This window comes from Dyella sp. C9 (assembly GCF_003332825.1).
Classification (GTDB): domain Bacteria; phylum Pseudomonadota; class Gammaproteobacteria; order Xanthomonadales; family Rhodanobacteraceae; genus Dyella.
Genome location: NZ_QIRF01000009.1, coordinates 62,832 through 89,831, shown reverse-complemented (window position 1 = coordinate 89,831; position 27,000 = coordinate 62,832). Strand labels below are relative to the sequence as shown.

General features: G+C 67.3%; 22 protein-coding genes and 1 riboswitch. Of the genes, 9 read left to right on the top strand and 13 right to left on the bottom strand.

The features are described 5' to 3' along the window. Positions 1–3 precede the first annotated feature (3 nt). From DVU99_RS12245 to DVU99_RS12225, 5 genes are all read right to left on the bottom strand, one after another. Complete coding sequence (locus tag DVU99_RS12245; RefSeq protein WP_232823583.1) at positions 4–915, bottom strand: CPBP family intramembrane glutamic endopeptidase; 912 nt, start codon at positions 913–915, stop codon at positions 4–6. Between the two features lie 108 nt (positions 916–1,023). Beyond that, positions 1,024–2,625 carry a peptide chain release factor 3 gene (locus DVU99_RS12240; protein WP_114240494.1) on the bottom strand — a complete coding sequence of 534 codons (1,602 nt, stop codon included), beginning with the start codon at positions 2,623–2,625 and terminating at the stop codon, positions 1,024–1,026. 181 nt (positions 2,626–2,806) lie between these two features. Continuing rightward, a complete protein-coding gene (locus DVU99_RS12235) occupies positions 2,807–3,307 on the bottom strand; it encodes a GFA family protein (protein ID WP_114240493.1) in 501 nt (166 codons plus the stop codon). An 11-nt stretch (positions 3,308–3,318) separates the two neighbouring features. Then, positions 3,319–3,981 carry a M24 family metallopeptidase gene (locus tag DVU99_RS12230; RefSeq protein WP_114240492.1) on the bottom strand — a complete coding sequence of 221 codons (663 nt, stop codon included), beginning with the start codon at positions 3,979–3,981 and terminating at the stop codon, positions 3,319–3,321. Between the two features lie 75 nt (positions 3,982–4,056). After that, the gene (locus DVU99_RS12225; RefSeq protein ID WP_114240491.1) at positions 4,057–4,413 is read right to left on the bottom strand and encodes a DUF1304 domain-containing protein; all 357 of its coding nucleotides are present in this window, start codon (positions 4,411–4,413) and stop codon (positions 4,057–4,059) included. A gap of 218 nt (positions 4,414–4,631) precedes the next feature. On the opposite strand from DVU99_RS12225, the gene DVU99_RS12220 reads away from it, so the two are divergent. The 4 genes from DVU99_RS12220 (at position 4,632) to DVU99_RS12205 (ending at position 9,107) form a co-directional block, all read left to right on the top strand. Next, positions 4,632–5,426, top strand: coding sequence for a hypothetical protein (locus DVU99_RS12220; RefSeq protein WP_114240490.1), 795 nt, complete (start codon positions 4,632–4,634; stop codon positions 5,424–5,426). Positions 5,427–5,576: 150 nt separating this feature from the next. Then, positions 5,577–5,694, top strand: a riboswitch (SAM riboswitch). Positions 5,695–5,780: 86 nt separating this feature from the next. Then, complete coding sequence (locus DVU99_RS12215) at positions 5,781–6,809, top strand: homoserine O-succinyltransferase (RefSeq protein WP_114240489.1); 1,029 nt, start codon at positions 5,781–5,783, stop codon at positions 6,807–6,809. Positions 6,810–6,846: 37 nt separating this feature from the next. Then, on the top strand, positions 6,847–8,037 hold the full coding sequence (gene metB, locus DVU99_RS12210; protein WP_114240488.1) for a cystathionine gamma-synthase: 1,191 nt from the start codon (positions 6,847–6,849) through the stop codon (positions 8,035–8,037). Continuing rightward, entirely contained in the window at positions 8,034–9,107 is a 1,074-nt protein-coding gene (locus DVU99_RS12205) for a homoserine dehydrogenase (RefSeq protein WP_114240487.1), read from the top strand. The genes metB and DVU99_RS12205 overlap by 4 nt, the downstream gene beginning before the upstream one ends. 120 nt (positions 9,108–9,227) lie before the next feature. On the opposite strand, the gene DVU99_RS12200 is transcribed toward DVU99_RS12205, so the two are convergent. Further along, positions 9,228–10,835 carry an APC family permease gene (locus tag DVU99_RS12200; RefSeq protein WP_114240486.1) on the bottom strand — a complete coding sequence of 536 codons (1,608 nt, stop codon included), beginning with the start codon at positions 10,833–10,835 and terminating at the stop codon, positions 9,228–9,230. A gap of 229 nt (positions 10,836–11,064) precedes the next feature. Between DVU99_RS12200 and DVU99_RS12195 the strand changes: the two genes are divergently transcribed. Next, positions 11,065–12,057, top strand: coding sequence for a tetratricopeptide repeat protein (locus tag DVU99_RS12195; RefSeq protein ID WP_198670295.1), 993 nt, complete (start codon positions 11,065–11,067; stop codon positions 12,055–12,057). A gap of 185 nt (positions 12,058–12,242) precedes the next feature. Here the strand turns inward: DVU99_RS12195 and DVU99_RS12190 are convergent, their stop codons facing one another. Then, complete coding sequence (locus DVU99_RS12190) at positions 12,243–13,625, bottom strand: L-serine ammonia-lyase (RefSeq protein ID WP_114240484.1); 1,383 nt, start codon at positions 13,623–13,625, stop codon at positions 12,243–12,245. Positions 13,626–13,860: 235 nt separating this feature from the next. Continuing rightward, on the bottom strand, positions 13,861–16,269 hold the full coding sequence (locus DVU99_RS12185) for a TonB-dependent siderophore receptor (protein ID WP_114240483.1): 2,409 nt from the start codon (positions 16,267–16,269) through the stop codon (positions 13,861–13,863). A gap of 217 nt (positions 16,270–16,486) precedes the next feature. On the opposite strand from DVU99_RS12185, the gene DVU99_RS12180 reads away from it, so the two are divergent. Then, positions 16,487–16,726: a glutaredoxin family protein gene (locus DVU99_RS12180; protein WP_114240555.1), complete on the top strand. Its 240-nt coding sequence runs from the start codon at positions 16,487–16,489 to the stop codon at positions 16,724–16,726. A gap of 70 nt (positions 16,727–16,796) precedes the next feature. Here DVU99_RS12180 and DVU99_RS12175 read toward each other — a convergent pair whose 3' ends face one another. From DVU99_RS12175 to DVU99_RS12165, 3 genes are read right to left on the bottom strand one after another with little or no spacing between them, the layout of a single operon-like run. After that, positions 16,797–17,360 carry a YceI family protein gene (locus DVU99_RS12175; RefSeq protein WP_198670294.1) on the bottom strand — a complete coding sequence of 188 codons (564 nt, stop codon included), beginning with the start codon at positions 17,358–17,360 and terminating at the stop codon, positions 16,797–16,799. Next, positions 17,360–17,938: a cytochrome b gene (locus tag DVU99_RS12170; protein WP_114240482.1), complete on the bottom strand. Its 579-nt coding sequence runs from the start codon at positions 17,936–17,938 to the stop codon at positions 17,360–17,362. Before DVU99_RS12170 ends, DVU99_RS12175 begins: the two co-directional genes overlap by 1 nt. Continuing rightward, entirely contained in the window at positions 17,935–18,495 is a 561-nt protein-coding gene (locus tag DVU99_RS12165) for a YceI family protein (RefSeq protein ID WP_343126327.1), read from the bottom strand. Before DVU99_RS12165 ends, DVU99_RS12170 begins: the two co-directional genes overlap by 4 nt. Positions 18,496–18,738: 243 nt before the next feature. On the opposite strand from DVU99_RS12165, the gene DVU99_RS12160 reads away from it, so the two are divergent. Next, positions 18,739–22,299 carry a hybrid sensor histidine kinase/response regulator gene (locus DVU99_RS12160; RefSeq protein ID WP_114240480.1) on the top strand — a complete coding sequence of 1,187 codons (3,561 nt, stop codon included), beginning with the start codon at positions 18,739–18,741 and terminating at the stop codon, positions 22,297–22,299. 72 nt (positions 22,300–22,371) lie between these two features. On the opposite strand, the gene DVU99_RS12155 is transcribed toward DVU99_RS12160, so the two are convergent. After that, positions 22,372–22,794: a DNA polymerase III subunit chi gene (locus tag DVU99_RS12155; protein WP_114240479.1), complete on the bottom strand. Its 423-nt coding sequence runs from the start codon at positions 22,792–22,794 to the stop codon at positions 22,372–22,374. Between the two features lie 168 nt (positions 22,795–22,962). Further along, entirely contained in the window at positions 22,963–24,450 is a 1,488-nt protein-coding gene (locus tag DVU99_RS12150) for a leucyl aminopeptidase (protein ID WP_114240553.1), read from the bottom strand. Between the two features lie 215 nt (positions 24,451–24,665). On the opposite strand from DVU99_RS12150, the gene lptF reads away from it, so the two are divergent. Both lptF and lptG read left to right on the top strand, forming a co-directional pair. Next, entirely contained in the window at positions 24,666–25,766 is a 1,101-nt protein-coding gene (gene lptF / locus DVU99_RS12145) for an LPS export ABC transporter permease LptF (protein ID WP_232823588.1), read from the top strand. Beyond that, positions 25,766–26,866 (top strand): LPS export ABC transporter permease LptG, encoded by a 1,101-nt coding sequence (gene lptG, locus DVU99_RS12140; RefSeq protein WP_114240552.1) that lies wholly within the window; start codon positions 25,766–25,768, stop codon positions 26,864–26,866. The genes lptF and lptG overlap by 1 nt, the downstream gene beginning before the upstream one ends. Positions 26,867–27,000 lie beyond the last annotated feature (134 nt).

Genomic DNA, 27,000 nt, shown 5'->3' with positions numbered 1-27,000 from the left:
TCCTCAGCCGCGCGGCGCGCGACGCCATGCCGGCGGCACGATGGTGCCGCGACGCAGTGCAATCACCAGCAGCAGCGCCGAGCAGCACGAGCACAGCACCAGCGCCACCACCGAGGCTTCGGCGCCGAACACGCCGCCGCTCAGCCAGTCGGGGCCTGTACGGGTGGACACCAGCACGCCCCGGGCGGAGGTGCCCGAGACGGGAATGCCATAGACCGTACCCTGCATGATGTTCCACGCCGCGTGCAGGCCGATGCAGGGCCACAGCGAGCGCGTCACGTGGTACAGCAGCGCGAGCAGCACGCCGGCCTCGATGGCAATGGCCAGCGAGCTCCACAGCGTGGCGCCGGGGTTGAAGATGTGGGCCATGCCGAAGAACAGGGCAGAGATGGCCAGTGCCCACCAGGTGCCCAGGCCCTCTTCGACGATGCGGAACAGTGCGCCGCGCGTGATGATCTCTTCGGCGATGCCGGCGCCGACGCCGGCGGTGAGCACGCCGGGCAGCCAGTCCGCACCAAGGTCCGTGCCCGTGACGTGGTAACTGCCGGCCAGCCAGAGCACGAGCACGACCAGGCTGAACAGCAGGGCGCCACCCAGCAGGCCCGCGGGCAGCAGCGTGAGCGCGTCCTTGGCGGCCAGTTCGTCGACGCGGCGGCGCTCGACAGCCTGCACCAGGATCAGGTAGGCCGGAATCGAGGAGGCCAGCTGCACGCCCAGATTGCCCATGGCATGCGTAAGGCGCGAGGTGCCGTCGGCGAAGAAGCCCAGGGCGCCGGCCGCCTTCGAGCTGAGCACGAACAGCAGGATGTACAGGGCCGTGAAGAAGGCCAGTCGCGCCACTGGCGAAAACACCATCCAGCGCTGCCAGGGGGATGCCGTGATGGGTGTGGTGAAGGCGATCGGGGCGGCTGGCACGTCGTTGGACTCCCTGTGGACGCGGGGAGGGTAGCAGCGTGCACGCTGCCCCGACACGGGCCTGCAGTCATGGCAAGCGGCGCCCGGAGTCCAGGGCGCCGCCGTGGGTCAGAGATCGACCGACGTGGCGTGCTCGCGCGTGGCCGAGAAGCGCACCGCTGGAGAGCGCTCCTGCGCCAGCTGCAGGTTCACGCGCGAGGGCGCCAGGTAGACCAATTCGCCGGCCGCGTCGATGGCCAGGTTGTTGGCGTTCTTCTCGCGGAATTCCTCGAGCTTCTTGGCGTCGTCGCAATGGATCCAGCGCGCGGTGGCCACCGTGACCGGCTCGAAGGTAGCATCCACGCCGTATTCGTCCTTGAGGCGATAGGCCACCACGTCGAACTGCAGCACGCCCACCGCGCCCAGGATGAGATCGTTGCTCATCAGCGGGCGGAAGAACTGCGTGGCGCCTTCCTCGGACAGCTGGGCCAGGCCCTTCTGCAGCGCCTTCATCTTCAGCGGGTCGCGCAGGCGCGCACGGCGGAACAGTTCCGGCGCGAAGTTGGGGATGCCGGTGAAGCTGACCATCTCGCCTTCGGTGAAGGTGTCGCCGATGCCGATGGTGCCGTGGTTGTGCAGGCCGATCACGTCGCCCGGATAGGCGTTCTCGACGATTTCACGATCGCTGGCCATGAAGGTCAGTGCGTTGGCGATACGCACGTCCTTGCCGGTGCGCGTCTGCATCATCTTCATGCCGGCGCTGTAGGTGCCCGAGCAGACGCGCATGAAGGCGATGCGGTCACGGTGCGCCGGGTCCATGTTCGCCTGGATCTTGAACACGAAGCCGGTGAGCGCTTCCTCTTCCGGCTTCACTTCGCGCGTCAGCGTGGCACGCGAGCGCGGCGAAGGCGCGTGCTCGACGAAGAAGTCCAGCAGCAGTTGCACACCGAAGTTGTTCACTGCCGAGCCGAAGAACACCGGGGTGAGCTTGCCGGCCAGGTATTGCTCCGCATCGAACGGATGCGAGGCGCCCTGCACCAGCTCCAGCTCGTCGCGCAGCTCGGCCAGCGCTTCGGCGCCAATGGCGGCTTCGAGGCCCGGCGCATCCAGGCCCTTGAAGATGGTGGAGTCCTGGCGCGTGAAGTTCTTGCCCTGCTCGAACACGTGCACTTCGTCGAGCAGCAGGTGGTACACGCCCTTCAGGCGCTTGCCCATGCCGATCGGCCAGGTCAGCGGGGCGCAGGCGATGCCCAGCACCGACTCCACTTCGTCCAGTAGTTCGATCGGCGAGCGGCCCTCGCGGTCGAGCTTGTTGATGAAGGTCATGATGGGCGTGTCGCGCAGGCGGCACACCTCCATCAGCTTGATGGTGCGCTCCTCCACGCCCTTGGCGCAGTCGATCACCATCAGCGCCGAGTCCACCGCGGTGAGCACGCGGTAAGTGTCCTCGGAGAAGTCCGCGTGGCCAGGGGTATCGAGCAGGTTGACGATGCGGCCCTCGTAGGGGAACTGCATCACCGAGGAGGTCACCGAGATGCCGCGCTCCTTTTCCAGCGCCATCCAGTCGGAAGTGGCGTGGCGGGCGGCCTTGCGGCCCTTCACCGAGCCGGCCATCTGGATCGCGCCGCCGAACAGCAGCAGCTTTTCGGTCAGCGTGGTCTTGCCCGCGTCAGGGTGGCTGACGATGGCGAAGGTACGGCGGCGGCGGGTTTCGGTGAGATGCGTGGACATGGTGGTTTCTGGGCTCGCGAACCGGCCATTGTACCAAGGCCGGGCCGTCGCCGTTTCCAAGTCCTTCCCCTCCCTGTAGGTGCGCACCCTGTGCGCGACCGTGCGGCAGGGAGCCCGAGGAATGGGGCGTGCCGTATCGCCCGTGTCGCGCACAGGGTGCGCTCCTACAGGGGGAGGTGGGTCAGCCGGGGTGCTGGGCCCGCTTCTCGCGGATGTGCTGCCGACGCACCAGGCTTTCGGGCGACCAGACCTGGTCGATGTCGTAGAACTGCGCCGTGCAGCGGGCGCCTTCGGGCAGCACCACCCACGGCTGCTTGGACTCCACGTAGATGTGGATGTCCGGGCTCAGCCGGTCCGGTTCATCCAGTGTGCCCACGCGTACGAAGGCCACGTCGTTGCCGCCGCCCGCGTAATGGCTCCACAGGGCCAGTCGGCAATCGGGGCAGCGCAGGATCTTCTGGTCGCGCCCGCTGTGGGAAGGCGTCACGATCACCTCGGGCATGCCCTGCAGCAGGGTGATCCGGTCGGTTTCGATCATGGCGTTGAGGGCGAACGAGGCCCCGGTCTCGCGCTGGCACCAGCGGCAGTGGCAACAGTGCACGATGAGCGGTGGCCCCAACATCCGGTAACGGATCCGGCCGCAATCGCAGCCGCCTTCCAGCACGGGGTAGCCGGTCATCATGTGCCACCTCCTCAGGCGGTGAGCAGATCCTCGTAAAACGCCCCATAGGGCTCGGTCGGATGGGCGATCTGGATCTCCAGGATCCACAGCCCGCTGGAAGGACGTTCGCCCAGCTCGCCCAGGTCGCCAGCCTTGTGCACGGCATGTGGGAAATCGCTGACCCGGTGGCCCTTGATCTCATGGTTGAGGCGCCAGCCCATCACCTCGGCCTGCTGCTCGGCGTAGCCATAGAGCGCCTCCCCGCTGAGGCCCTGGCTGCGCCAGGCGCTGGCCACGCGCTGGAACAGTTCGCGCGCGGCGGCGGCGCAGGCCTGCTTCTCGGGGACGTGGCCGGTGACGAAGGTGTCGCCCACATCGCCCTCGTGCCCGTCGAACACCAGGCCCAGGTCGATGAAGTAGATGTCGTTCTCGCCCAGTCGCACGTCGGCGTCGGAGCGCTCACGGTAGATCTTGGTGGTGTTGGGCCCGATGCGGATGATCACCGGGTGCCACAGGCGCTCCATGCCCAGCTCGGCGAACACCCCGGCGGCCATGCTCCTGGCTTCGTCCTCGTTCATGCCGGGGCGCATGCGCTCACGAATGCCCTGCAGGGCCGCCCAGCTGCGCTCGCGCGCGTGCGCCATCAACTGGGGATCAAAGCGGTCACCGACCGCTTCCTGAGGGGTGGATGTCATGGACAGGCCGTTATGGAGGCGGAGCGACAAGCATCGCACAGGCCCGTCGCGCGGGCCGGTGCCACAGGTCCCCGTTCAGCTGGCCAGCACCAGCACGATGGCCACCAGCGCGGGCAGGCCCTGGATCCACAGGACCTTGCGGGTGGCCGTGAGGCCGCCGAACAGGCCAGCCACCAGCACGCAGGCCAGGAAGAACAGCTGGATGGCCCGGCCGTCATGCCCCAGCGCCGCGCCCCACAGCAGGCCGGCGGCCAGGAAGCCGTTGTACAGGCCCTGGTTGGCGGCCAGCACCTTGGACTGGTGGGCGAATTCCTCGGTCAGGCCGAAGGCCCGGCGGCCCGACGGGCGGGTCCACAGGAACATCTCCAACACCAGGAACCACAGGTGCAGCAGGGCGATCAGGACGACGACGGCTTGGGCGAGGAGAGGCATCGGCAATGGACGATGGAAACGGGCCGCGCAGTGTTGCAGCCGGCCCGCCTGTCCGCAAATCCCCGTCCGTTAACACTTTCGGCCAGTGGATGGCCCTCGGAGGCGGGCGTAGGTTCAGGCGGCTGGGTCTGGAAGGGAGGCGAGCCTGAAAGACAGCGAGGTCGATCCGGGGGCGACGGGCCTTACCTGGCTCCATCCATCTTCGGGGAGTCGCAACCATGAAAAAGCCACTGTATCCGGGTCTGTTGCTGGTGGCCTTGCTGTGTCCGCCATGCGCCATGGCGCAGAGTGCCTTCGATGGCACCTGGAAGGTCGACATGAGCAAGGTCCAGATGCCCAAGAAGCCCGATGTGCTGGTGCTGCAAAACGGCACGTACGACTGCAAGACCTGCGCGCCGGCCTTCCAGGTCAAGGCGGACGGGCAGGACCATGCGGTATCCGGCCACCCCTACTACGACAGCGTCGCGATCGAGGTGGTCGACGCGCATGCCATCAAGGAAACCGACAAGAAGGCCGGCAAGGTGGTGGCCACCTCCACCACGACCGTGGCGCCCGACGGCAAGACAGCGCATTTCGAGTTCTCCGACAGCAGCAACACCAGCAGTGCACCGGTGACGGGCAGTGGCGATCTGGCCAGGGTGGCGCCTGGTCCGGCGGGCTCCCACGCCGTCTCCGGCTCATGGGTCACCTCGAACCTCGCCAACCTGTCCGATAACGCCATCTTCTTCACCTACAAGGAAGCGAACGGGACGTTGAGCATGACCACGCCCACCGGCCAGTCGTACCAGGCCAGGACCGACGGCACCGAGGCGCCCTACAAGGGCGACCCGGGCATCAGCAGCGTGACCGTCAGGCAGAACGGCAAGAACGTGCTGGTGGAGACTGATAAGCGCGATGGCAGGGTGGTATCCGTGGCCACTTCCACGGTGTCGGCGGACGGAAAGACCATGAAGGTGCTCTTTGACGACAAGCTGCGCGATCGCACGATGTCCTTCGTGGCCACCAGGCAGTAGGCAAGGACTGGCGCCCGGGACATCTGGTTTCGGGCGCAACCTTTGGTGCGTCTTGCTTGGGCTATCTTGAATGAAGACACGGGACGTGAAGAGGCATAGACGTTTAGACGTCTATTGACATCGCGTTTCATGGTGGTTAGATTCTCCGAACACTCATCGAGACCGGCGGAGGGACAGGCCCTTTGAAGCCGGGGCAACCTGCGGAGCAGTTCCGCGACGGTGCCAATTCCTGCGGAGGCGCCCCTGGGCGCAAGCCGCGAGATGAGGGCAGATCCGCACCGCCACGCGTCCGCTGGCCGTGCCTTGCTCTCTTCCTCCGGTCCGCGGGTCGATGCCGACCGGAGAAGAGCCCAGATGTGCAGCCAGCCGCAAACCTTCGCCCCCGCCGCATCCGCTTCTGCAGCGGTGGCCGGCATCATGCGGCCGGACCTGACCACCCAGCGCAGCACGCGCCGCCTGACCCTCGCCCCCAAGTACGGCAGTGCCCCTTGCGAGGTGGACGTACGCTACCTGTGGTGCGGCGCACCCGATGCGCCCACCGTGATCGTTCAGGGCGGCATCTCCGCCAACCGTGACGTGGTGGCGCTGGACGGCGAGGCCGCGCCGGGCTGGTGGCAGACCCAGGTGGGCGCGGGCCTGCCGGTGGACCTGGATCGCTACCGCGTGCTCTCGATCGACTGGCTGACTCCGGCCGATCTCAGCGGCGTGCAGGCGGTATCCAGCGAAGATCAGGCCGATGCGCTGGCCGCGCTGGTGGAAGCGCTGGGCATTGGCCGCGTGCATGCGTTCGTGGGTTCCTCCTACGGCGCCATGGCCGCGCTGGCCTTTGCCGCCCGCCACCCCTACGCGCTGGATCGCCTGGTGCTGCTGGCGGGAGCCCATCGCCCGCATCCGCTGGCCACTGCCCAGCGCTCGGTGCAGCGCGGCATCGTGCGGCTGGGCCTGGATTGCGGCCAGCCCGACCAGGCGCTGGCGCTGGCTCGCCAGCTGGCCATGACCACCTATCGCGGCAGCGAGGAATTCGCGCGCCGGTTCAATGCCGCGCCGGAATTCCGCGACGGTCGCTTCCACTTCCCGGTCGAGGACTACCTCGAGCATGCCGGCCGCCGCTTCGTCGAACGCTTCGACGTGGAGCGCTTCCTGGCGCTGTCCGAATCCATCGACCTGCACGACGTGACACCCGAGCGGGTCGCCGCGCCTGCCACGCTGATCGGCTTCCCGTCCGATCGCCTGGTGCCGCTGGCCGATCTGTGCGAACTGCAGCGCCGCTTGTACGGCCCGGCCACGCTGGAAGTGGTCGAGTCACCCTACGGCCACGACGCCTTCCTCAAGGAAACCGACCGCCTCGCGCCGCTGCTGCGCGAAGCCCTGGCCGGTTGTTGATTCGATACCAAGACGCGATACGCACGGAGATCCACCCATGAGCGACACCCCCGCCCCCTGTACCCGCGCCGTGCGCGCCGGCATCGAATCGGATACCCAGCACGGTGCCGTGGTGCCGCCGTTGCACCTGTCCACCAACTACGCTTTTGCCGGGTTTGGCAACAAGCGGGCCTACGACTACTCGCGCAGTGGCAATCCGACGCGCGACCTGCTGGGCGAAGCGCTGGCGGAGCTGGAGCAGGGCACGGGCGCCGTGGTGACCGCCAGCGGCATGGCGGCAGTGGCACTGGCGCTGGAGCTGGTGCCGGCCGGTTCGCTGGTGCTGGCCGCCCACGATTGCTACGGCGGCACCTGGCGCCTGCTGGATGCCTGGGCGAAGAAGGGCCGCTTCCAGGTGAAGTTCGTCGACCTCACCAACAGCCACGCGCTGGCCGACGGCCTGGCGCTCAAGCCTTCGCTGGTGTGGGTGGAGACGCCGTCCAACCCGCTGCTTCGCATCACCGACATCCGCCACGTGGCGCAGGCCGCGCATGCGGTGGGCGCGCTGGTAGTAGTGGACAACACCTTCCTCTCGCCCGCGCTGCAGCAGCCGCTGGCACTGGGCGCGGACGTGGTGGTGCACTCCACCACCAAGTACATCAACGGCCACAGCGATGTGGTGGGTGGCGCCGTGGTGGCCCGTGATCCGGCGGTGGCGGAGCAGCTGAAGTGGTGGGGCAACTGCAATGGGCTCACCGGCGCGCCGTTCGACAGCTTCCTCACCCTGCGTGGCCTGCGCACGCTCAATGTGCGCTTGCGCCAGCACCAGGAAAACGCCACGCGCATCGTCGAGCTTCTGGACGGCCATGCGGCCGTGCGCAAGGTGTACTACCCGGGCCTGGAGCACCATGCCGGCCACGCCCTGGCCGCGCGCCAGCAGCAGGGCTTCGGTGCCATGCTTAGCTTCGAGGTCGAAGGCGACGTGGCGCACATCCAGGCCTTCGTCGACGGCCTGCGCTATTTCTCGCTGGCCGAATCGCTGGGCGGCGTGGAGAGCCTGGTGGCGCATCCCGCGTCGATGACCCACGCGTCGATGGCGCCGGAAGCGCGCCGCGCCGCCGGCATCGCCGACAGCCTGTTGCGCCTGTCGGTGGGCATCGAGGATGGCGACGACCTGTTGCGCGACCTCGACGCCGCGCTGCAGCGTGCGGAGAAGGCGGGCGAGGCCAAACGCCGGGTGAGCGCATGAGCGCGGTGCTTTCGGTCGAGGCCCGCACGCGTGCCGGCTCGTCCATCGCAACGGTGCTGCTGGGCACGGGCGTGGTGGGTGGCGCCTTCCTCAAGCTGCTCAATACGCCGGCCGCTTCGTCGATCCGGCTGGTGGGTGCGGCGAACTCGCGTCGCCAGCAGACCCAGTCTGCGCAACTGGCCGATCCGGCGCTGCGCGACAAGCTGAGGAGCCACGGCGACCCGCGCAACGACACCGCCTTGCTGGGGGCGCTCGATGCAGACGAGGCGTCGGTCAAGGTGATCGTCGACGCCACGGCCTGCGGCGTGCTGGCTTCGCGCCATGCCGAATGGCTCGCGCGCGGCTACCACGTGGTCACCGCCAACAAGTCGCTGGCCGGTGGCGACCTGCCGGGTTGGCGCACGCTGCAGGCGGCGTTGGCGACCGGTGGGCGTTATGGCGATTCGGCCACGGTGGGCGCGGGCCTGCCGGTGATCTCCACCTTGCGCAGGCTGCGTCATTGCGGCGACTCGCTGCTTACGCTGGAAGGCGTGTTCTCCGGTTCGCTGTCGTACCTGTTCAACCAGTACGACGGCAGCCAGCCGTTCTCGGCACTGCTGCGTCGCGCACGCGAGCTGGGCTACACCGAACCGGATCCGCGCAGCGATCTTTCCGGCGAGGACGTGGCGCGCAAGCTGTTGATCCTCGCCCGTTGCGCCGGCTTTGCGCTGCGCCCCGACGAGGTGGAAGTGGAAAGCCTGGTGCCGGAGGGGCTGCGCGGGGTGGATGTCGAGAGCTTCCTGTCACGCCTGGAAGAACTCGACGAACCGCTGGCCGCGCGCCATGCGGAGGCTGCAGCCCGCGGCGGTGCACTGCGCTTCCTCGCCCGCCTCAACCAGCGCGGTCGTGCCCGCGTGGGCCTGGTCGAGGTGCCGGCCAACCATCCGGCCACGCGCCTCTACGGCACCGACAACCAGTTCGCCCTGAGCACCACGCGCTACAACACGCAGCCGCTGGTGATCCAGGGGCCGGGCGCGGGGCCGGAGGTGACGGCGCAGGCTCTGCTGGGCGACGTGCTGGCCTTGGCATGACGCAGGGCCAGGGAGTGTAGGAGCGCACCCTGTGCGCAACCCACGCTGACTCAACGCATGGCCCATAAAAAAACGCGCGGCTCATCACCGCGCGTTTTCTGTTTTCACCGTACGTGTCGCTCAGTCGTGCACGTGCGGATTGGCTTCGGCTTCTTCCACCGACGGCGTGCGCCAGCCCGACTTCACGCCCCAGACGTAGAACACCAGGCCGATCACCGCGACGACGGCCAGATCGGTGCCATAGGTGAGGTAGCCCTGGCCGCCGAAATCGGTGCTGCCCAGCCAGGACACCAGCGCCAGCGTGGGCAGGTAGCAGATCAGCCACCATGCGCCCTTCAGCTGGCGGCCGAAGTCGTTCCAGTTCGCCTTGAACTGGTAGAACAGGTACACCGGCAGCGCCACCACCATCAGCAGGATGATCTCGCCGGTGAGCGGCCAGCGCGCCCAGTACAGCAGCTCGGTCGCCATGATGAAGGCCACGCCGGCGAGGATCGGCAGGCCGGCGATGCGCAGCGGTCGGTGCAGGTTCGGCGCAGTGCGGCGCAGCGTCATCGCGCTCACCGGGCCGGTGAGGTAGGAGATGATGGTGGCCACCGAGATCACCGCCGCCAGCGTGCCCCAGCCGCGGAAGAAGAACAGGAACAGGAACGACACCGCCAGGTTCAACCACATGGCGGGGCGCGGCACGCCCCACTTCGGATGGATGCGGCCCAGGATCTTGGGCATGGTGCCGTTGCGTTCCATGCCGTAGATCATGCGCGCGGTGGTGGCGGTGTAGGTCATGCCGGTACCGCTGGGGCTGATGAAGGCATCGACATACAGCAGCATCGCCAGCCAATGCAGGTTGACGATGATGGCGAGCTCGGCGAACGGCGAGCGGAAATCAATGCCATGCCAGCCGGCCTTGGCCAGCATCTCCGGCGGTACCGCGCCGAGGTAGGCCACCTGCAGGATCACGTAGACCACCGTGGCCAGCAGGATCGAACCGATCACCGCGAACGGGATGCTCTTGCCCGGGTTGCGCGCTTCACCCGCGAGGTTCACCGGGCTCTGGAAGCCGTTGAAGCTGAACACGATGCCGGCGGTGGCCACGGCCGTGAGCACGGCGGCGAGGTCGATCGCGTGCGCATCGCCATGGATGCCGACCGAGAAGTTGTCACTGTGGAAGCCGCTGGCGATCAGTGCCAGGCCGGTGGCGGCCGGCACCACCAGCTTGAACACGGTGATCAGCGTGTTGGAGCGGGCGAACAGCTTCACGCTCCAGAAGTTGAGCAGGAAGTAGATGATCACCAGCACGGCGGCGATGGCCAAGCCGGCGTGCGAGAGCTCGCCGTGGCCATCGGGCATGTGCATGTACAGGTCCTGCGCCCACTGCCATGGCCACGAGGCCATGTACTGCACCGAGGCCTCGGCTTCCACCGGGATCACCGAGACGATGGCGATCCAGTTGGCCCAGGCGCCGATGAAGCCGACCAGCGAACCATGCGAGTAGTGGCTGTAGCGGACCATGCCGCCGGACTCGGGGAACATCGAGCCCAGCTCCGCGTAGGTGAGCGCGATGGTCATGATGATGGCCGCGCCGAGCACCCACGCCCAGACCGCGCCGGGGCCGGCGAGGCCGGCGGCCTTCCATGCGCCGAACAGCCAGCCGGAGCCAATGATGGAGCCCAGGCCGGTAAGCATGAGGGCGAATGGGCCGACATCGCGGCGGATCGGAGATTGAGACATGCAGGTCCCCAGGTCGTTGAACCGAAAGCCGCCTCCCTGGGCGACACAAGGGGCGGATGATGACAGACCGGTCACGGGCCTGTCAGCCCGCCAAGAGTCAGGGGCCATGGCGCGGCGCAGCAGGCAGGTGCTTGAATCGTGGCCGAAAAATCGGTTCGGTCGATGCATTGGCGCGCGCTTGCCCCGCGGCGCTAGTATCGCCAGGCCCCCATTTGAAGGTGCCCGCGCCATGGTTCGTGCCGCGCTGCTGCTGGCCCTCGCCCTCGCTGTTGGCACATTGCCCGCGTTGGCAGCGGGCCCTGATGAGGCCTCCCGTGCCGACCTGCAGCGGCGCGCCACCGCCGGTGACGCCAAGGCGCAGGTCGCGCTGGGGCGGCTGCTGCAGGACGATGGCAAGCCCGAAGACAAGGCGACCGGCGCCGAGTGGTACCGCAAGGCGGCACAGGCCGGTGATGCCGAGGGCGCGTGGATGCTGGGCTCCGCCTACATGGCCGGCGTCGGCGTGAATCGCGATGTGCCCACGGCCATCGACTGGATGCGCAAGAGCGTCAATGGCGACCACAACCCCGACCACATGGCGGTGCTCGCGGTGGCTCTGCTGGCCACCGGTGGCGCCCAGGAAGCCCTGCAGTGGGCACAGCAGGCCGCCGACAAGGGCGCTCCCAAGGGCATGGAACTGGTGGCGATGGCCCGACTCTCCGGCGAGATGGGCTTGCCCAAGGATGTTGCCGCCGGCGAGCACTGGCTGCTGCTCGCCGCGCAGAAAGGCGACCCCGACGCGCAGCTGTCGCTCGGGCAGTTCTATGTCTCGGGCTTGTTCGGTCGCCAGGATCCTGCCGCCGCCGTGCGTTGGATGCAGGCCGCTGTCGACGGCGGCAGTGCGCGCGCGGCCGGCACGCTGGCTTATTTCCTCATCACCGGCAAGGATGGCGTGCCGGTCGATGCCGCGCGCGGCGTGGCGCTGGCGCGCAAGGCCATGGCCAGCAACGACATGCTCGGCCACTACGCGATGGGCGTGGCCTATGTCACCGGCACCGGCGTGGCGGAAAACCCCGCCGAAGGCTGGTACCAGATCTCGCTGGCCCAGCGCATGGACAGCCAGCAGCAGCTGAAGACCGCGCATGATTACCTCAGCAAGGCGGCTGCGAAACTGACACCCGCGCAACTGCAGCAGCTGAAGGCGCGGGTCGATGCCGCCGTGGCCAGCCTGGGCACGGGATGACCCCACAGGGGCGGCAGTGGCTCACGGAGAGCCTCTGCAGGAGCGCACCCTGTGCGCGACCGTCTGGCCAAGGCGTGACCGCGCCGTGGATTTTCGCGCACAGAGTGCGCTCCTAAGGGGCGGGGATGAGATCCACGCCCGTCTTCGTCCGGACGGGCGTGTCATTCCTGGGCCTGGTCAGGCCATCAGCACTCGATGACGTTGACCGCCAGGCCGCCGCGCGAGGTTTCCTTGTACTTGTCCTTCATGTCGCGGCCGGTGTCGCGCATGGTGGCGATCACCTTGTCCAGCGACACGCGGTGCTTGCCGTCGCTCTTGAGTGCCATGCGGCTGGCATTGATGGCCTTGACCGAGGCCATCGCGTTGCGTTCGATGCAGGGGATCTGCACCAGGCCGCCGATGGGGTCGCAGGTGAGTCCCAGGTTGTGCTCCATGCCGATCTCGGCGGCGTTCTCCACCTGCAGCACGTTGCCGCCCAGTGCGGCGGTGAGGCCGCCGGCGGCCATCGAACAGGCCACGCCCACTTCGCCCTGGCAGCCCACTTCGGCGCCGGAGATCGAGGCATTTTCCTTGTAGAGGATGCCGATGGCGCCGGCCGTGAGCATGAAGTCCACGATGCCGTTCTCGTCGGCCTTCGGGATGAAGCGGTGGTAATAGTGCAGCACCGCCGGCACGATGCCGGCCGCGCCGTTGGTCGGCGCGGTGACCACGCGGCCACCGGCGGCGTTCTCTTCGTTCACCGCCAGTGCGTACAGGTTCACCCAGTCGAGGATGGTCAGCGGATCCTTGAGCGAGGCCTCCGGCTGCGAGCGCAGGTCCTCGGCCATCTGCGGCGCACGGCGCGTCACCTTGAGGCCGCCGGGCAGCACGCCGGGCGAGCGCAGGCCGCGATTGACGCAGTCCTGCATAGCCTTCCAGATGGTGAGCAGGCCGGCACGCGTTTCCGCTTCGCTGCGCCACACCTTCTCGTTCTCCATCATCAGCTGGGCGATGCTGAGCTTGTTCTTCTCGCACAGTTCCAGCAGCTGGTCGCCGGTGGAGAACGGATAGGGTTGCTCGGTGGTATCGGCGACGATGCGGTCTTCCGCGGCCTCGTCGTGATTGACCACGAAGCCGCCACCCACCGAGTAGTAGTCGCGCGTGGCCAGCTCATGGCCTTCGGCGTCATAGGCGGAGAAACGCATGCCATTGGTGTGGAACGGCAGCTTTTGGCGCTTGTTGAACACCAAGTCGCGCTTTTCCTCGAACTCGATCTCGTGCTTGCCGAGCACGCGCAGGCGATGCGTGCTGCGGATGCGCGAAAGCGTTTCGGGAATGAGATCGGGATCGACCGTATCCGGGTGGGCACCCTCGAAGCCCAGCAGCACCGCCTTGTCGGTGCCGTGGCCGCGGCCGGTCATGGCCAGCGAGCCATACAGCTCGGCACGCACGCGCACCACGCGATCGAGTACGCCTTTTTCTTCCAGCCAGCGCTCGGCAAAACGCGCCGCGGCACGCATGGGGCCGACGGTGTGCGAGGAGGAAGGGCCAATGCCGATCTTGAACAGGTCGAATACGCTGACAGCCATGGACACACGCGGAATGGGCGGGGAGAATTGCCTATTCTACGCAGGCTGATGCGCGATGTTTGCGGCGGCGCAGCGATATCTACGGTGCGCCGCCGTATGGTGCATGCGCAGGCAACGCCAAGGTAGGGATGAAGGCCGTTTCGCCGTTTCGCCCCTGCCAGGCCGTGGCCACGGCATCGCAGGCGGCCGGCATGACAGGGCGAAGCCTTCGCCCGTCATGCCGGCCGGTGTTGCCTCAGAACGAGTACCTCACGTTCAACATGTAGCTGCGCGGCGCGGCGTAGAAGCCCTGCTGCCAGTACAGGCTCGCGATGTACTTGCGGTTGGTTACGTTGTCCAGGTTGAGCGTGGTGCTCCAGTGCTGGCCGAAGTCGTAGCCGGCCATCAGGCCGAGCACCGCATACGAACCCTGGTAGGTGTAGATCTCGTTGCCGCTGGTGGAGACCGCATCCTGGTCGAGGTAGATGCGATCCTGCCAGCGCAACGTGCCGCCCACGCGCAGGCCCGGCAGCGCGGCGATGCGGTAGGTGGTGTTGAGGCGGAACATGCGGCGCGGCACATAGGTGCGCACGTTGTTGCCCTGCGGATCGACGATGCCCAGCTGGGTCCAGCCGCCGCTCACCTGCCAGTTGTCGGTGATCTGGCCGCTCACGTCGAACTCGTAGCCCTTCGAGGTGGCGTCGATGCCGGTGTAGTAGTCCTGGTTGGTCACCAGGCTGTGGCCGGCATATTCGGCCAGGCCATCCTGACGCGAGCGGAACAGCGCGAACGAGGCATTCAGGCGGCCGTCGTACCACTCGCCCTTCACGCCCAGCTCGATGTTCGCACCGGTGACCGGATCGAGGATCTTGTTGTTGATGTCGGTCTGCGTCTGCGGGTTGAACAGCTTGGTGTAGCTGGCGTAGGCCGAGTAGTTCCTGGCGAAGTCGTACACCAGGCCCACGAACGGCGTGGTTTCGGTCTTGTCGAAGCTGCTGGGCACGCCGTAGCTCACGCCGTCCTGCTCGATGTGCACGGTGCTGGCACCGGTGATCAGGGTCAGCGGATCGGCCAGGCTCCAGCGCGCGGTGGCGTACAGCGCCTTGCGCTTGGTCGAGGTCACGCCGCTGCCGTAGGAGGCGTCGAACGGCGGTTCCGGATAGTCGCCGGTCCAGTCGTTGAGCGGCGACGGCAGTTCCGTGCCGTTGACCTGGCCGTAGCTGGACAGCTGGCGCACGTCATCCTTGGCCCAATTGGCGCCGATCACCAACTGGTGGGTACGGCCGGCCAGCGAGAACGGGCCACTGGCGTACACGTCGGCGACGTACTGCTTCTCGTTGCTGGTGTAGGCGGATGGGAAGGGGTACAGGCCCAGGCCGGTGGCCGGATCGGGCGTGCCGGACACGTAGAACAGGTTGCTGTCCTGGGTGACGCGGCGGTAGTCGAGCTCGCCCTTGATGCTCCAGTCGTTGCCCAACTGCTGGTTGAGCTGCACGAAGCTGCGCGTGTCGGCGGTGTTCCAGTACGACCAGTCCGCCGAGGTGCTGGTGGAGCGGCTGTAGTCGGTCGGCGTGCCGTCGGTGTAGTAGAGCGGCAGCGCGCCCCACATGCCGCCGTGCGACTTGTCCTTCTGGTAGGTGACGCCGGCGGTCAGTTCGGTCGAGGAGGTCAGGTCGGCCTGGATCACGCCGTCCACCACCTGCTTGCGCAGGTTGTAGCGGTCCAGGTAGCTGTCGGTATCCTGGTCGGCCACCACCAGGCGGCCACGCACGCTGTGCGAGTCGTTGAGCGGGCCGGACAGGTCCAGGTCGACGCGGCGGTCGTCCCAGCTGCCGACGGTGACGCCGACGCTGCCCTGGTAGTCATCGGTGGGCATCTTGCGCACGAAGTTGATGGTGGCCGACGGGTTGCCGGTGAACGAGAGCAGACCGTTGGCGCCGCGCAGCACTTCCACGCGCTCGTACACCGCAGTGTCGAGGTCGCCCTGCTGGTTGCCGGTCCAGAACGGCATGCCGATGCCGTCGACGAGGAAGTTGGTGACGTCGAAGCCGCGCGAGGTGTAGTAGGTGCGGTCGGTCTCCACGCGCTCCACATTCACGCCGGTGGTGGTGTCCAGCACGGCATTGATGTTGTTGAGGCCGAAGTCGTTCATCTGCTGGCGCGTCACCACGCTCACCGACTGCGGCGTCTCGCGCAGCGACATCGGCAGGCGCGTGGCGCTGGAGGTGGAGCGGGTGGTGTAGGAATCGCCGTCGCCCACCACGTTGGCCGTGGTCTGCACGCCTTCCAGGTTCTTCACGCCCGAGGGGCCGTTGCCGGCCACCAGCCGGTAGCCGCCATTGCCCTGGGCCACGGCCGCCACGCCGCTGCCGGCGAGCAGGGCGTCCAGCGCCTCCGCGTCACCATGGCTGCCCTTGAGGCCGTTGCTGTGCTTGCCTTCCAGCGACAGGCTGCCGTGATCTACCGCCACGCCGCTCTGCGTGGTGTAGGCGGCCAGCGCCTGGGCCAGAGAGCCTGCCGGGATGTCGTAACGGTGCGCCTGCTGGCTGGCCGTCGGGACCTGTTGCGCCTGGATGGCCGGCGTGGCGAGGGCGAGGGCGAGTGCAACGGCGAGGCCGCGATACGCCTGGCGGCGCAGGCGCGAAGACGGAGCTGGGTGGTGCATCGGGGGGAGCCTTGGACAAGTTTTTATTGGAAATCGGGGCCGCGCCCAGCAATCGCTGTCGCGGCAAGCATGCAAATGATAGTAATTATCATTTGTTCTTTCCAGTTATTTAACGTGCGGCGAGATGGCGCGATGCCCTGGCGAGAAGGGTTGGGGCGGGCAGGGCGGCAGCCTGGGCTCGCCGGCCAAGGGGGCGATCGCGTATGGTTCGGCGGCCATGCCGATGCGATTTGTGCTGTTCCAACGCGACTACTGCCACCTGTGCGACCAGGCGCTGGCCGTCATGGCCGAGGCCCGGGCGCCCGATTTCGACAGCCTGTGGGTGGATGACGACGCCGCGCTGGAAGTCCGCTACGGGACGCGCGTGCCGGTGCTGCGCGACAGCCAGGACGGCCGGGAGATCGACTGGCCGTTCGATGCGGCCGCGGTGCGCCAGTTTCTGGCAGAGACTCTGTAGGAGCGCACCTTGTGCGCGACCGGCCCGGGACCCGGTCGCGCGATCGCGCACAAGGTGCGCTCCTATATGCCTACTTGGCGGTAAGAACCAGGTGGGCGGTGACCTTCACGTCGGCGCCGATCACCGAGGTATCGGCGTATTCGCCGCCGCCCACGCCGAAGTCCAGGCGCTTCACGCTGCCGGTCACGTCGAGCGTGGCGCCATTGCCCTGCGGCTTGAAGGTGACATTGAGGCTCACTGGCTTGGTCACGCCGCGCAGGGTAAGGTTGCCGTCGGCGATCACCTGCGCGCCGTTCTGGCGGAAGCCGGTGGTGACGAAATGGGCCTTGGGGAATTTCGCCACATTGAAGAAATCCGCGCCCGGCAGCGCGCCGTCGCGGTCGCTGTCGCCGGTCTTGGCGCTGGCCAGGTCCACTTCCACGTCGAACTTGGAGCTGGCGAGCTTGGCGGCGTCATAGCTGATGGCTGCCGTCCACGAACCGAACGTACCGTCGAAGGACTGGCCCTGGAAGCTGCTGGTGAAACCCAGCTTGCTGGCACCGGGCTGCACGGCATAGTCGGCGGCGCTGGCCAGGCCGGGCAATGCCAGCGCGAGCAGCAGCGGGGTGAAGCGCAGGAGGGTAAGGCGATTCATCAGTGTTCTCCTTGGGGAACGGAGCCGGAACGGGCACGGCCGAACGGCAGCATGCGACGTAGCACGTTGTCGCGGTCGAACAGGTGGTGCTTGAGCGCGCCGCCGACGTGGGGAATCAGCACCAGCAGGAGGATCCAGTACAGGTATTCGTGCAGCTCGTGCGAGAAGTGGCGCAGGTCGGGATTGGCCGCGCTGAGCGCGGGCAGGTTGAACAGCTTGAAGAACTGCAGCGGCTTGCCGGTGATGGAGTTGAACCACCAGCCGCTGAGCGGCAGCGCGAGAATCAGCAGGTAAAGCATGCCGTGCACCACATGCGCGGCCAGCTGCTGCCAGCGCGGTGCGGGCTCTTCGCGGGGGCGCTTGTCCACCGCGCGCCACAGCAGGCGCAGCACGAACAGCGCGAGCACGGTGAGGCCGATCGACTTGTGCAGCGCCAGCCAGTTGATCTTCTGCATGGGCGAGCTGGCCAGGTCCATCATCAGGCCGAAGATGCCGTTGCCGATGATGGCCAGGGCCATGATCCAGTGAAAGAACTTCGCGACCGATCCCCACTGGCGGTCGTTGCTGCGCAGGCTCATGGAGACTCCTTGTTCGATTGGGCTTTGTCGTCTTGGATCGCTTCCAGCTCGAGCCACACGCTGACGCTGTGGCCGATCGAGCTGGCGTTGGAGGTGATGCCGAAATCGTCGCGGTTGAGCAGGGTGTTGGCAGAAAAGCCGGCCACCGTATGCATGCCGTAGATGGTCGAGCCACGGCGATTGAAGGTGAAGTCCAGCGACACCGGCCGAGTCACGCCGCGCAGGGTGAGGTTGCCGTGCAGCACGCCGTGCGTGTCGTCCCTGCGCTCCACCGAGGTGCTGGCGAAATGCGCGTAGCGCGATGCCTGCGCGTCGAGGAAGGCCGGCTTGAGCACGGCTGCGTTCCACTCCGCGTCGCCCATGTCCAGGCTGGTGAGGTCGATGTCCAGTTCAGTGGCTGACTGGCTCCAGTCGGCTGGGTCGAAATGCAGCCAGCCCTGCGCGATGTGCAGGCGTCCGAACGGCCGCGAAAAACCGTTGTGGTCGATGCTGAAGACGATCTGGCTGTGCGTGGTATCGAAGCGGTAGTTGTCCGCTGCCGCACGCACTGCCGTCACGGGCAGCACGGCCGCCATCGCAAACAGAAGCCGGCTTGTGAGGCGTGACGTGGACATGGGTCGCAAGTCTGGATGATCCGCCCGGGTGGCGCCAGCGGCCGGAGCAGGAACGGATTGTTTCCCGAAGATGCCTTCACCGGTCGTTGATGGCGATTGTGCCGCAGCGGTGGCACGGGTCATGGGCGTGGTCGTGCTCGTTCTGCGGGCCTGGCTCTGGCATGATCTTGCGTCTTGGGGGAGACCATGCTGCCGTCCTTGCTGCTCAGCGCTTTCCTGTTTGCCAGCCTTCAGGCGCCCGCGGCACTGCCTCCACCGGTGGCAGCGACGACCACGGCTGCCCTGCCGACGCCGCAGTTTCGTCGTTTCGGCACGGCCGAAGGACTGCCCAGCAGCAGCGTGTACACGGTGGTGCAGGCGCCGGATGGCGCCATGTGGTTCGGTACCAAGAGCGGCATCGCACGTTATGACGGCGTGGCGTTCAAGGTGTTCCGCCACGTCGCCGGCGATCCACAGTCACTGTTCAACAATGGCATCTCGGCCTTGATGTTCGATCGCGGCGGTCGCCTGTGGGCGGCCGGCCTGGAGGCCGGGCTCAACCGCTACGACGAACGTTCCAACAGCTTCCGCCACTGGGGACACGATCCGAATGATCCCACCAGCCTGAGCAGCGACAAGGCCTGGTCGATTGCGCACACCGGTGATGGCGTGATCTGGGTGGGTACCGCGGCGGGCCTGGACCGCATGCGCCAGGACGGGCGCGGCTTCGACCATATCGAGGTGACCGGCAAGGATCCCGCTGCGCTGGGCACGGTGGGTTCGCTGTTCGTGGATGAGCAGGGCCAGCTGTGGGTGGGCAGTGACAACGGCATTTTTCGGCGCGACGAGGCCGGCCATTTCCATCCGATCCGCACCGAGACGCCCGGGCAGGTACTCGACGCCTGGCGCATCGAGGGTGGCGGTGGCCAGGTGCGGGTGGCATCGACGCATGGCCTGTACGCGGTCGGTACCGACGACATCGCCCGCCCGGTCGGGCGTGGGCAGCTGCCCGAGATCAATGTGCTCAGTTCGGTGTTCGACCGCGCCGGGCGCCTGTGGGTCGGCACCCAGCGGGGACTGTTTTTCCAGGACGGCCCGGGCAAGCCGATCAGTCCGGTGGCGGACCAGCCGGTGCTGTACGGCAACCTGCCGGGCACCTGGGTATGGCAGATCCAGGCCGACAACGAGGGAGGCTTGTGGATCGCGCTGTTCGATGGTGGCGTGGCTTATCTGGCGCCGGGCTGGAACAACGTCAGCCGCTTCACTCATGTGCCCGATGATGAAGGCAGCCTGCGCGACTCGGTGGCCTACGCTGTGGCGCGTGGCAGTGGCGGCAGCATCTGGGTCGGTGAGCGCAAGGGTCGCGTGGACCGCCTGTGGCCGACCACGGGAGAGGTCGAGCACGTACTGTCGGGCCTGCGTGGCGACGTGCTCGGCATGACCGAGGACAAGCAAGGTCGCCTGTGGATCACCGTGCAGGGCGCACTGTTCCGCTACGGCACCAACGGCAAGCTGGACCAGGTGGATCCGGCGGCGCAGGTCATGAAGCATCCGCTCGAAGTGGAGCTGGGTCCGGACGACAAGCTGTACGCACGCACCTTCGGCGAGGGGCTGTTCCGGATCGACCAGGACACCTTGTCGGTGACGCCGGTGCCGTTCTTGCCGAGCGATGAAAAGGCGCGCTGGGGCAGCCAGCTCACGCTCAAGGACGGCACGTTCTATTACGCCAGCGATGACGGCCTGATGCGCCTGAGTCGTAACTTCGACCATTTCGAACCGGTGCCGGGCGTGAAGGGCGACCAGGCGGTCGACGCATTCGACTTCGCCGAGGATGGCCTGTGGCTGGCGCGGCCGGATGGCCTGGAGCATTACCGGTACCTGGCGGACACCCTGGTACTGGATCGCAAGGTCGATGCCGCGCATGGCTGGCCGTCGGTGAATGTGGTGGACCTGGCGGTGGACCGGCGTCACCGCGTGTGGATCTTCGGTCGCGATGGCCTGTGGCGTTTCGATCCGGCCAGTGAGCGCTTCCGCGAACTGGGGCTGCAGGATGGCCTCAGCAACGGCGAATTCCTGCGCGGCTTTGGCCGCACCCATGACGGCACCATCTATGCGCCTACGCTGGGTGGCGTGATGGGCTTCAACCCCGACGGTATCAACGAGCAGGTCAGCCCGCCGCAGGTCGCGATCACCCGCGTGAGCGTGCGTCGCAACGGCAGCATCGAGGAGGTGCCGGTGCCTGCGTCGGGCGAGCTGTTCCTCGGCTGGAAGGACACCGGGCTGGACGTCGAGTCCAGGGTGTTCTCCTACGTCGACCCCGCCGCCAATCGCTATCGCTTCCGCCTGGATGGGCTGGACACGGCCTGGGTGGACAACGGCGGCCGCGGCGACCGCGAGTTTGCTGGCCTGGGCACGGGTGACTACACGCTGGACGTGATGGGCGCGGGTGCCGATGGCACCTGGGCGCATCTGGCGCAGCCGCTGCAGATCCACGTGCAGGCGCCACCGTGGGCGCGCTGGTGGGCCTGGTGTGGTTATGTGTTGCTGGCGGCGCTGTTGGTGTGGCTGGGACTGCAGGCCTGGCGCCGGCGCCTGGCCCAGCGCCACCAGATCCAGCTGGCGGAACAGCGCAGCCGCCTTGCCGAGCAGGCCAGCGCGGCCAAGACCCAGTTCCTCGCCACGCTGAGTCATGAGATCCGCACGCCGATGACTGGCGTGTTGGGCATGGCCGAACTGCTGTTGAGCACGCCGCTCAGTGACATCCAGCGCGACTACGCCGAGGCCATGCAGCGATCCGGCGGGATGCTGCTCAAGCTGCTCAACGACGCACTGGACCTCGCCCGCATCGAGGCGGGCAGGCTGGAGCTCGAGTACGCACCGTTCGATCCGTGTTCGCTGGTCAACGACGTCGCTCAGCTGGAGCTGGGGCAGGCGCGTGCCAAGGGGCTTCGTTTCAACGTGGAGCTGGCGCCAGACCTGCCGCATCGCATGATCGGCGACGCCGTGCGCATCAAGCAGGTGCTGCTCAATCTCGCCAACAACGCGTTGAAGTTCACCGAGCGCGGCAGCGTGACGCTGTGTGCGCAGCGTACCGACGATGGCCTGCGCTTCAGCATCATCGATACCGGCCCGGGCATTCCCGAAGCCAGCCAGGCGCGCCTGTTCCAGCGATTCGAGCAGGCCACCGGTCCGCAACGACGCTCAGGCAGCGGCTTGGGCCTGGCGATCTGCCGCGAGCTGGTGGCGATGATGGGCGGCAGCATCGAACTGGAATCGCGCGTGGCGTTCGGCAGCAGCTTCCACGTGCGCCTGCCGCTGACCGTGGCGCAGGAGCCTCCGGCCGTCGTGGCAGTGCGCGCGGGCGATGTCATCACACGCAGATTGCATGTGTTGCTGGTGGAAGACGATGCCATCGTGGCGGCGGTGATCCGCGGCTTGCTTGAACGCGCTGGCCATGAGGTGCGTTACGTCGGCAACGGACTGGCCGCGTTGGCCGAGCTGGCACAGGCCCCATGCGATGTGATCCTGCTCGACCTGGACCTGCCTGGCATCGACGGTTTCCAGATCGCGCGACTGGTGCGCCAGCGCGAGGAGGTCGGCAGCCGCGTGCCGATCATCGCCATCACGGCGCGCTCGGGCGGCGACGAGGAGGCACGGGCGCGCGAATCCGGCATGGATGGATTCCTGCGCAAGCCGCTGAGCGGCGAGCAGTTGCTGGATGCGATCAACGCGCAGCTGGCACCGCCGCTACTGGAGCCCCAGCTGTAGCCGCGCATCCCGTGCACGGCCGCGCTGTCGGGGTTTCATCGTGCCGCAGATTGCTCCAGCACAGGGGCTGGGTTACATGTCGAACTTGTTGACGTCGAAACCGCGGCGCTTGTATTCGGCCCAGCGCGTGCGCGAGCCGGTGCGTTCGTCGGGATCGGCGGCGACCACTTCCAGCACGCGCTCGTACTGGCCGGGCGCGCAGTCTTCGCGCAGGTTGATCACCATGGGGCGGTCCGGCGTGTCGATGCCGGGCGGCACGATCAGCACCGCGGTGTGCTGGTCGTCGTCGTCGCCCGCCAGCTGGTGGGTGACGAAACCGTCGGGATCGAAATCCCACAGCAGCTCCTCGATGGCCTCGGCCTGCGCGAAATCGCGCGCCAGCACCAGCGTGGGCTGTTGCGCGGCAAAGGCGCGCTTGGCCAGCTCGCACACCAGCAGCAGTGGCTGCTCGCGGAAACGCGGCTTGTCGATCAGGTAAAAGTCGGCACGAGGCATGGCAGGGGCCTTTCTGTTCTCGTCATTGCGTTGGCCGGAATCCGGTGACGGAAGCATAGGGTTTTCGCGATGGATGGCCATGCTGCCTGGCTGTATCGCAAAAGCCCACCGTTTCAGCGGATTCCGGCCAGCGCCGGAACGACGGCTGGGGGATGACGCGCCGTGTGGTTACGCAGCGCGGTCGATCAGCCACTGCACCAGCAGCGGCACCGGGCGACCGGTCGCCAGGCCCTTGCGGCCTTCGTCCCACGCGGTGCCGGCGATGTCCAGGTGCGCCCAGCGCTGGCCCTCGGTGAAGCGCGCCAGGAAGCAGCCAGCCGTGATGGCACCGGCGTTCTTGCCGCCGATGTTGGCCACGTCGGCAAAACCCGATTCCAGCTGCACCTGGTAGTCGTCCCACAGCGGCAGGCGCCACGCGCGGTCCAGCGTCTGTTCGCCGGCGGCGATCAGTTCGGCAGCCAGGTCGTCGTGCTTGCTCATCAGGCCGCTGGCGTGCTTGCCCAGCGCGATCACGCAGGCACCGGTCAGGGTGGCGGCGTCGATCAACACCTTCGGCTGGAACGTCTGCGCGGTGTAGGTCAGCGCATCGCACAGGATCAGGCGGCCTTCGGCGTCAGTGTTGAGCACCTCGATGGTGAGGCCGGACAAACTGGTCAGCACGTCGCTCGGGCGGTAGCTGTCGCCGTCGGGCATGTTTTCGACGGCCGGGACCACGCACACCAGGTTCACCGGCAGGCCCAGCTTCACCGTGGCCACGAAGCTGCCGAGCACGCCGGCGGCGCCGCCCATGTCGAACTTCATTTCTTCCATGCCGGGGCCGGGCTTGAGGCTGATGCCGCCGGTGTCGAAGGTGATGCCCTTGCCGACAAAGGCGTAGGGCTTGTCGCCCTCGGCGCCGCCCTTGTACTCCAGCACCACCAGCTTGGGCTTGTTGGCCGAGCCGCGGCCCACGGCCAGCAGCGAGCCGAAGCCCAGCTCGCCCATCTTCTCGTGGTCGAGCACGCTGCAGCTCACCTTGTCGTTCGCGTCGGCGAACTGCTCGGCCTGCGCGGCGATGTAGGCCGGGTTGCAGATGTTCGGCGGCAGGTTGGCCAGCTCTCGGGCAAAACGCACGCCTTCGGCGATGGCCGCGGCCTGGGCCAGGGCGGCCTGGGCGTCGTCGCCGGCGGCAAAGGTGACGTGGGCCAGCTCGGGCTGGGCGGCCTTTTCACGCGGCTTGAAGGTGGCGGTGTAGCGGTAGGCGGCGTAGTCGGCGGCCAGGGCCGCGGTGCGCACGCGCCAGGCCTGGTCATGGCCGGGGACATCCACTTCGGTCAGGTAGGACACCGCGCTGTCGATCGGCAGGCGGCCCAGGGCGCGGGCCGCTTCGAGGGCCACCTTCTGGTAGCGTGCACCATCAAAGGTCTTCTGCGTTCCCAGTCCCACCACCAGCACGCGCTTGGCGGCGACGCCCTCCGGGCCGAACAGCAGCGCGGTGGTGCCGGCCTTGCCGGTGATGTCGCCGCTCTCCACCTGGCGCTTGATGGCGCCGTGCGCGGCGGTGTCCACGCGGGCGGCGGCGCTGGTGAGCACCCCGTTCTCATAGACGCCGACCACCACGCAGGGGGTCTCGGCGGTTTCGGGAGCGGCGGAGCCAAGGCTGAACTGGAGAGTCATGAACATGTCCTGCGGAAAGGTCCGGAAAGGTCCGGACAGGCTAGACTTGGGGTTTGCCGGCCCCAAAAAGGGCGGCGCCAAGCCCTTCATCTTATCGCATGTCGAGAAACTGTCCCCATGAGCGGGGTGTTAGACCGTACACTTCACCGTTGTTTCTCGCTCCGCGCGCTTACTCGCCGTGCGGGCTCTTGCGTGCGTGAGGACCTGTTCTGAGCATCCTCGATCGTTATTTCCTGCGTGAGCTGGCACAGACCGTAGCCGCCACCGCCATCGTGCTGCTGGCCATCATGGCCGGCACCTCGTTTGCGCACGTGCTGCAGCAGGTGGCCAACGGCAGTTTCCCGGCCAGCGTGATGTTCCAGGTGCTGGGCCTGAACATGCTCGACGGCCTGTCGACCCTGGTCCCGCTGGCGGCCTTCCTGGGTGTGCTGCAGGCGCTGGGCCGCATGTACCGCGAAAGCGAGATGCACGTGCTGGCCTCGTCCGGCATGGGTGCCTCCGGCCTGCTGCGCCCGGTGTCCCTGCTTGCCCTGGGCGTGGCCATCCTGGTGGGCGTGGTGTCGCTGTGGTTGGGCCCGTGGGCGGCCCGCACCTCCGACCAGTTGGTGGCGGCGGCCAACCGCTCGGTGATCGCCGCGGGCCTCGATGCCGGCCGCTTTACCGAACTGCCGGGCAAGGGCGGCATCATCTTCGTGGATGAGCTCAGCCGCGACGGCAGCACGCTGGGCAATACCTTCATCGCCACCGAGCGCACCGGCCACGACAACGTGCCGCACCTCAAGCTGGTCACCGGCAAGCACGGCCAGCTGTACCAGGAAACCGATGGCAGCGGCCGCTACCTGGCGATCTGGGACGGCTGGCAGTACGACATCCCGCTCGGTGCGGACAACTGGCGCCGCATGAAGTACGAGCGCAACGATGCCTCGCTGGACAGCATCCAGTCCGACGAGGACGACGAGGAGGATCCCGCGCACTCGCTGACCCTGGCCCAGCTGCTGAAAACGGACAACCCGGATACGCGCGCCGAGTTCGCCTGGCGCACGATTTCCCCGTTCATGACCGTCGTGCTGCTGGCGCTGGCCTTGCCGCTGTCGCGCCAGAGTCCGCGTGAGCCGCGCTTCGGCCGCCTGTTCCTGGCCGTGCTGAGCTTCTACTTCTACTACCTGCTGCTGGCGATCTGCCGCGGCCAGATCATCAAGGGCCACTGGCACCATTCGTTCCCCATGTGGATCGTGACCTTCCTCGTGTTCGCGGTGGCCGTCCGGATGTTCCAGAACCAGTATGCAGAGCGCAAACCGCGCAAGGCGGACGCATGATGGCCTCGTTGCGCATCCGTCGCGTCGACTGGCTGGTCGGCACCACCGTGCTGGGCGCCATGCTCATGGTGTGGCTGGTCATCACCGGCCTCGATGCGGTGTTCCAGTTCCTGCGCCAGCTCGGCAATGTCGGCAAGAACGGCTATACCGTCACCAATGCCGTGGTCTACGTGCTGGTGACCTTCCCGCGCCGCCTCTACGAGATGTTCGGCAATGCCGCGCTGATCGGCGGCCTGCTCGGCCTGGGCGGCCTGGCCGCCACCAACGAGCTGACTGCACTACGCGCCTGCGGCCTGTCCAAGCTGCGCATCGCCGCATCGGCGGTGGGCGTGGTGGCGATCCTGATCGTGGGCGTGGTGATCCTGGGCGAAACCGCGGCACCGTGGGGCGACCAGCAGGCCCAGGCCATGCAGTTGCGCCTGAAGTCCAACAACGTGGGCCTCGGCGGTGCCTCGGGCCTGTGGGCGCGCGACGGCAACCTGGTCATCAACGCCAAGGGCTGGACGGCCAAGCACACCGGCACCCACAGCACCGTGCAGCTGCACGATGTGCGCGTGTTCACGCTCACGCCCGACGGCCAGGTGAGCCGCTTCGACTGGGCGCAGACGGCCGAGCATGATGGACGCCAGTGGGTGATGAGCAAGGTGCGCAGCACCACGCTCGACGATGCGGGCACGCATTCGATCACCACCGATACCAAGCGCTGGGATTCCCGCCTCAACCCGCAGGTGCTGGAGCAGTCGGTGATCCAGCCGCAGTACCTGCCGATGCGCGACCTGCGCCGCAACATCGCGTACCTGGAGCAGAACGGGCAGAACCCGGGCGTGTACGCCTCGGCGTTCTGGACCCGCGCGCTGTACCCGCTGAACGTGCTGGTGCTGGTGTTGTGCGCCATGCCGTTCTCGTTCGGCACGCTGCGCTCGGGTGGCCTGGGCAAACGCATGTTCATCGGCATGCTGCTGGCGATCGGCTGGTACTTCCTGCAGAAGGCGATGGTGAACTTCGGCACCGTTTACGGCGTGCCGCCGCTGCTGGCGAACCTGTTGCCGGCGCTGGTGCTGGCGCTGATCGCCTGGCTGTATTTCCGCAAGCACGGCTAGCGGTTGGCCCTCTCCCGGATGGGAGAGGGCCTTCACTTACGCTGTAGGAGCGCACCCTGTGCGCGACCGCCTTTTGCTGCCGTACCGCCAGCGTGCCGGACGTTTCGACGTCCTGCCGGCGACGCAAAGCTAAT